The sequence below is a fragment of the Streptomyces sp. NPDC021562 genome, assembly GCF_040640875.1.
GTDB lineage: Bacteria > Actinomycetota > Actinomycetes > Streptomycetales > Streptomycetaceae > Streptomyces.
This window is the reverse complement of sequence record NZ_JBFACN010000096.1, coordinates 1-1308: the sequence shown is the minus strand read 5'-3', so window position 1 is coordinate 1308 and position 1308 is coordinate 1. Positions and strand designations below refer to the sequence as shown.

Here is a 1308-nt window from a genome sequence, read left to right as displayed (position 1 = left end):
GTCCAATCGCAACTAAAAAGGAAAAAATCAACCCTGGATGCAATAAAAAAATCTCTAATAGAAGCAGGAATCCAGCGATGATGACAATCCATCCTGCAAAGTCCTTCTTTATTCTCTGAAACAACGGAATTCCTCCTTCCATTCATGCTGGCTACGCCCCTCCGGCTATTGATAATAGCGTATTATCCACACTCGGAAAGGCGTATAAAAAAACCTACGCCTTTTAAGAATATCATTTTTTTCAAGAAGTGAAAGTTTCATCTTTCTTTTCCTCTATCTTTTTTTCTAAAGCAGCTATTTTTTCATCAATTGTATGCTGATAGTACTTGTTAGTTATCTTTTTCTCCAAACCGTCAATATATGTTTCCATTTCATCGAACTTAGCTGTTCCGGCAGAATTTCCTTGTTTATCGGTCATTTTATTCATTGTGTAAGAAGCTCTAGTCATGTTTTCTTTCCCCATCAGCTCAAGACGACGAATGTTCATGTCCTTCAGTTTATGCTTCATTTCTGCATATTTTGCTTCTAGCTCACTTGTCTGCTTATCAGTGATTTTCAGTGATTCCGTCAAACGGACAATTCTTTCCTCATAATGATGTTGTTCTGTTTGAGCAAAAGAGAACAGCTCCTCTTCGCCAGCCTGTGACGCGATTTCTGCTTGCTTTTTACGTTTTGCAGCAAGTTCCTCAGCCTCTTTAAGCTCTTTTGTGAATGCTTCTTTTAATACATATTGTCGTTTCACAAGCTCTTTTACTTTTTCTGTTTCTTTTTCACATTCTTTTAAATATTGGTTAAGAAGCGCTAGGGGATTTTTATTTTCCTTTTTGTCGAGCACTTCATTTATATCTGCCATTACTGCATTTTTAATTCTTTCTAATAGGTTTGCCATGATTTTTTTCCTCTTTTCTGTTTAGTTTTTATTTATTTAGTTCAGACCATTGCTTTTCAAAATTCTGGAACGGATCATCTGAGTTTGATTTCTGTGTAACTGCACCTGATTTCTTCCACTTTTTAAACACTAACAACAGGACGTATGCTGCAACAAGGGCAATGATTGCTGGAAGATTGCTTGCTGTGATGCACAGTAACACGATACCTAAAGCACCCCAGCCTATTTTTGCCCCAGTTGTACCTGCCTTCATAAATTGCTTGAACACAAGGTACAGCAATACTCCGCTAATAACTAATCCTACTAAAGGACCTAAATGTGACAGCAGGACAATTGCTGCTGTCGCTCCTAAAAGAAATAAACCAACTTTTTTCATCAATCAATCTCTCCTTTCTTATACTCCTATCATAGCTTTCGAC

The 1308-nt window shown here is 37.2% G+C and carries 2 protein-coding genes; both read right to left on the bottom strand.

The window, feature by feature from the left end; translation table 11 throughout:
- Positions 1-241 precede the first annotated feature (241 nt).
- Positions 242-889 (bottom strand): PspA/IM30 family protein, encoded by a 648-nt coding sequence (locus tag AB0G52_RS41170; protein ID WP_127740123.1) that lies wholly within the window; start codon positions 887-889, stop codon positions 242-244.
- A gap of 28 nt (positions 890-917) precedes the next feature.
- Positions 918-1265 carry a hypothetical protein gene (locus AB0G52_RS41165; protein ID WP_361344427.1) on the bottom strand — a complete coding sequence of 116 codons (348 nt, stop codon included), beginning with the start codon at positions 1263-1265 and terminating at the stop codon, positions 918-920.
- Positions 1266-1308 lie beyond the last annotated feature (43 nt).